Origin of the sequence: Rothia amarae, assembly GCF_014705945.2 — a bacterium.
GTDB classification, from domain to species: domain Bacteria; phylum Actinomycetota; class Actinomycetes; order Actinomycetales; family Micrococcaceae; genus Rothia; species Rothia amarae.
Genome location: NZ_CP062958.1, coordinates 1 through 4,524, shown reverse-complemented (window position 1 = coordinate 4,524; position 4,524 = coordinate 1). Strand labels below are relative to the sequence as shown.

At 60.3% G+C, this 4,524-nt stretch carries 6 protein-coding genes; 3 read left to right on the top strand and 3 right to left on the bottom strand.

Translation table 11 applies throughout. The features are described 5' to 3' along the window. Nucleotides 1–453: 453 nt before the first annotated feature. Genes IDM48_RS11550 through IDM48_RS11540 form a run of 3 tightly spaced genes read right to left on the bottom strand, consistent with a single transcriptional unit; the run spans nt 454 to nt 1,913 of the window. On the bottom strand, nt 454–1,047 hold the full coding sequence (locus IDM48_RS11550) for a cadmium resistance transporter (protein ID WP_190616929.1): 594 nt from the start codon (nt 1,045–1,047) through the stop codon (nt 454–456). Continuing rightward, nucleotides 1,048–1,362, bottom strand: coding sequence for an ArsR/SmtB family transcription factor (locus tag IDM48_RS11545; RefSeq protein ID WP_202939953.1), 315 nt, complete (start codon nt 1,360–1,362; stop codon nt 1,048–1,050). Then, nucleotides 1,308–1,913 carry a DUF1269 domain-containing protein gene (locus IDM48_RS11540; protein WP_238398089.1) on the bottom strand — a complete coding sequence of 202 codons (606 nt, stop codon included), beginning with the start codon at nt 1,911–1,913 and terminating at the stop codon, nt 1,308–1,310. The genes IDM48_RS11545 and IDM48_RS11540 overlap by 55 nt, the downstream gene beginning before the upstream one ends. A 132-nt stretch (nt 1,914–2,045) precedes the next feature. On the opposite strand from IDM48_RS11540, the gene IDM48_RS11535 reads away from it, so the two are divergent. The 3 genes from IDM48_RS11535 to IDM48_RS11525 all read left to right on the top strand — a co-directional run bounded on the left by IDM48_RS11535 (nt 2,046) and on the right by IDM48_RS11525 (nt 4,333). Beyond that, nucleotides 2,046–2,961, top strand: a protein-coding gene (locus tag IDM48_RS11535) for an IS5 family transposase (RefSeq protein WP_238398091.1) whose coding sequence is annotated in 2 segments (ribosomal slippage) — nt 2,046–2,420 and nt 2,422–2,961 — 915 coding nt in all. Because the reading frame shifts where the segments join, the coding sequence is not laid out codon by codon here. 240 nt (nt 2,962–3,201) lie between these two features. Continuing rightward, nucleotides 3,202–4,074 carry a replication initiation protein gene (locus tag IDM48_RS11530; protein ID WP_202939954.1) on the top strand — a complete coding sequence of 291 codons (873 nt, stop codon included), beginning with the start codon at nt 3,202–3,204 and terminating at the stop codon, nt 4,072–4,074. Next, nucleotides 4,061–4,333, top strand: coding sequence for a helix-turn-helix domain-containing protein (locus IDM48_RS11525; protein WP_238398090.1), 273 nt, complete (start codon nt 4,061–4,063; stop codon nt 4,331–4,333). Before IDM48_RS11530 ends, IDM48_RS11525 begins: the two co-directional genes overlap by 14 nt. Nucleotides 4,334–4,524: the final 191 nt, after the last annotated feature.

Here is a 4,524-nt window from a genome sequence, read left to right as displayed (position 1 = left end):
AGCTATTTACGTAACGTAAATGTACAGCTTGCTACACGCGTAGCGACCCCGTCGAGCACCCTACATATTCCCCCCGTAAACCGGCGTTGCTTATTGTGAATTACTCATTTTGCAAGTTCCTGGCTTATTGGATGCATGAGGTGTGACGGTCAAAAGCGTCTGAAGAATAAAGAGCGGTGGTTAGGGTTTAGGCAAAGCGGGGAACTCACTACAAGGTGGGAATACATGCCTTGTGGTGTTGAGCGAGCTGATGAGCTTTAGCTGAGAGTTCTCACGAGAGCAGGGTGCAGAAGGGTTCGGTTTCGGTACACCCCAATAGGGCAGTTTTAGAATTTCTGTCTCCCTAGCGTGGTCGAGTCCCTGCGGCAACGGCCTTTCACAACTTCATAGACGGTTCAGTTGATGCCGGTGAGGAAACCTAGAGAGGCCCTAGGAGCATAAGAGATGAGCTTATTAAAGGCCGAAGGCGCCGCCGCTGACGAGGATGAAGATACCCAGGCCGATCAAAACGATCGGGAACAACACATGCTCCCAGCGTTCGAGAACCTCCGCGATGGGTGGACGGGTGGCCACGAACTTCGCCAACAGGACCAGGCCTGCCACCAGGATCAGAAAGACGACGCAGTAGATGATAACGGTGGCGGTATTCACGTGGAGAAAAACCGGGACATAGACGCCGATATTGTCGCCACCGTTGGCAAAGGTCACCCCGGCGACGGTCAAGACGCTTACGTTCTTTCCGCTGACTTTCGCGTCATCGTCGTCATCGTCTCCCCGCCAGGCTTGCCAGGCCGCCCACAGTCCCAGGGCCAGGGGGATTAGCCCGAAGTAGGGGATCGCCTCGGTGGGCAGGAAGGCATCCGCCCCTAGGGTGACCAGAATCGTGGCTGCGAGGATGCCCGCGAAACCAAGGTACTGCCCGGTCAGGATCCGAAGTGTGGTCCCCGCTTGGCCGGCCCCACGGGCGAAGAACAGCGAGAGCACGATGATGTCGTCGATATTGGTGGCGATAAACAGACCAACCGCCCCTAGGAGACTAGTTACCACTTACCTGTTCCCCTCTCCGGTGGCGCACCCGGGCACGTCACATGCCGAGTCAATGCACGGAGCATTCTCGTCGGCAGCCAGAGTGGTATCCAGCAGTAAATTCAACGCCTGGGCAAGATGGGCGTCGACGATCTCGTATCGGGTCTTTCGCCCCTCCGGGTCGGCGACCACAATTCCGCAGTCCCGTAGGCAAGTGAGGTGGTTCGACACATTTGACCGCGTCAGTTCCAGCTCTCGGGCGAGAGCGGCCGGGGAAGGTCCTACTTCTCGCCGCGCGAGAACTTCTTGCGCAGGTTCTCCACACGCTCGTCCCACTTCTCCTTGCGCTCCTCGCGACGCTGCTCGCGCAACTTTGCGTCGGCGGCGTCGGCAGCGGCTTCTGCGGCGGCCTGCTGCGCCTCGAGCTCGTCCACCACTTCGTCGAGCGGACGACGGATGATCGTTCCGCCCTTGCCCTTGACGAAACCGTCCAGGGCGGTGGTGTCGGGCTCGTCCGTCTGCAGGACCAGGGCGTTGTGACCGGGCTGCACAGCCTGACCGAACTCGGCCAGCGCAGTCTCCGCCTTGTCCGCCCGGTTCAGGTCGAAGAGACCGCCCACGAGTGCGCCTGAGCTGACGCCGAGCAGCATCCCAAGGGGACCGCCGATCACGCCGATCAGCATGCCCACGAGGCTTCCACCGGCGGCACCCAGCCCGATCACGGAGTCGTCGCCCTCCGGCACGCGGAGCTGCCCGTTCTGATCGCGCTCCACGAGCGCCGCCGCGGTGATGGACTGAATCAGGGACGAATCGCGGAGCTCAGAAATGGTCTGGTAGGCCGTGGCATTGTCCGGGAACGTCACGGCTGCTGCGTACTGAGTCATCATCAACACCTTCCGGGTCGGGGCGAACGTGATATAAACCACGTTCCGTGAAGCAAGTCTACACCGCGACCCCACCCAGCGTCAACTAGTGCGTGTCTCCCTTATGGCGGGTGAGGGGCGCGGCAGTGTGAGGCCATGGCCAAGGTGCGTTCGCGGTTCCGGGTGTTCAGTGATGAGGAGTGGGCGCGGATCGAGCCGCTGCTGCCCTCGAATGAGGGCCGTAGGGGTCATCCCTTCGGCCACAACCGCAAGGTGGTGGAGGGTATCGCCTACCGGTACCGGACCGGGATCCCGTGGCGTGATCTGCCTCGGGAGGAGTACGGGCCCTGGCAGACAGTGTGGAAGCGCCACCGCCGCTATGCCGAGGACGGCACCTGGGACCGGGTCCTGACGCAGATCCTGGCTGAAGCGGACGCCGAGGGGAAGATCGAGTGGAGCGTGTCGGTCGACGCCACGATCGCGCGCGCCCACCAGCACGCATCGAACACCACGCGCCCCGAGCAGGACACAGGGGGCTTGCTCGAATTACAAGAATTCCCCGTTGGATGAGGTTGAACCCGCAGGTCACGGCGTCGGACGCTCGCGCGGTGGGTTGACCACGAAGATCCATCACGCGGTGGACGGCAAGGGCCGCCCACTGGCGATCGTGGTCACCGGAGGGCAACGCAACGACGGCGCGATGCTGCTCGAGGTCCTCGCCGACATCAGCGTTCCCCGGCTGGGCCGCGGGCGGGCACGCACCCGGCCCGACGCCGTGATCGCCGACCGCGCCTACGCCACCGGCGTCATCCGCACCGAGTTACGCAGGCGCCGCATCACCGCCGTCATCCCGGCCAAGAGCGACCAGATCGCCGCACGAAAGCGGCGCGGCAGCAAGGGCGGTCGACCCCACGGGTTCGACGCCGAGGCCTACAAGGGGCGCAACGTCGTCGAGAGGTCCTTCAACAAGTCCAAACAGTGGCGTGGACTGGCCACCCGCTACGACAAGCTCGCCATCACCTACCGCGCCGCCGCCACGATCCTCGCGATCATCACCTGGCTGCGCACATAAGGGAGACACGGCCTAGAGCCCCTCGCGCAGTCCTCGGCTCCTCCTGAACGTGCCAGCGCGTCACCGAGGGGAAGGCTTGACGGTGCGCGTCGGTGGTGGCGCTCAGCAGGTCGAAAGCCGGGTGCATAAACCTTCGGTTTTGAGCGTAGGAGGGGTAACTACCTGATTAAATAATTTCGTAGTTGGGACACGCCGGGGTAAATCAACTTGGGACGCATCTTAGCGTGATTAGCTAAGACCATGAGTTTCGAGAACGTTTTCACAGAACATTGGCTACCCCAAAAGCCTCTGTGCTCTCACCGTAAGGACGGTAGCTACAAGCGCCAGACACGGGCGCGGGCGCTGGAACACGCCTATATCGAAACCAACCCTTTAGCCATGCAGTCACTCATCGTCACTGACCACGACGGGGCAGACGCTGACTACATCGCAGACCTTGCCGGGCTACCTCAGCCCTCATGGGTGGCTATGAACCCACAAACCCGCTCCGGGCACATCGTCTACGCTCTGAACAGCCCGGTATGCCTCACCGATGCGGCACATCGCGCCCCGGTGAACCTGCTTGCCCGCGTTGAGCAGGGGCTGACGGACGTTTTAGGCGGGGATATCGGCTACGGCGGGCGAATCACTAAGAACCCCACTCATAACGCCCATATGCCTCTCTGGGGCGAAGCAGAAGCCCTTTATGGGCTCAGAGAGCTTGCCAGGGCGCTAGGAGACGTTGGGGCACTTCCAGCCCCACACAGACAGGCACAAACCGTTTTAGACTCCACAGTGGGTCGGAACGTAGCGCTGTTCAATATCACCCGCCAATGGGCATATCGGGCGCGTTTGCGCTATACGGACTCCACCGAATGGGCGGAAACCGTCTACGCCTTTGCCTCGATGAAAAACGCCTCTGTTATCGCTGATGAGTTCTCGCGAGGTCCGATGAGTGAGAGTGAGGTGGCGCAGATAGCTAAATCAATTGCTGGCTGGGTGTGGGGGAACATTACCCCGGAGCAGACCAAAGCCAACCGCGCACGCTGGGCAAAAAACTTAGAACAAGGGCGCGTACAAAAAATGAAAGAACGTCTAGAAGCATTGGAGGCTATGAATAGTGAGCGCACTTAAACCTGTTCGCCGTCAATTTACCGCTCGAGAAGCCGCAGAGCGTTTAGGAGTCACCACACGCACGGTTCAGCGTCTAATGGCAGAACCTCGAGAGCAGTATCTAGCCCGCGCTAACAGCAAACGTGAACAAGTGGCAGAACTTCGTGCAAACGGTCTAAGCGTGCGAGCTATTGCTGAGAAACTAGAGATTTCTAAGAGCGCTGCTGGGCGTTATGTGCAGGAATACGAAACGCGAATCAATCAGCCTAGCGCGAGTTAAGTACATACTTCTTACCCCGTACACCATGCCATGTACGGGGTTTTTCCTGCCATCAAGGTGTTAGGCGGCAACGCAAACCGGATCAAATTTTCAAGCCGTCCGCCGTGCCTTGATGGGTTGTTATAGAACTCAAGCCCTCGACTTAAGCCCAGCGCAGCGACCTGAAATATTCAGGCTCATACCGGGGTCAA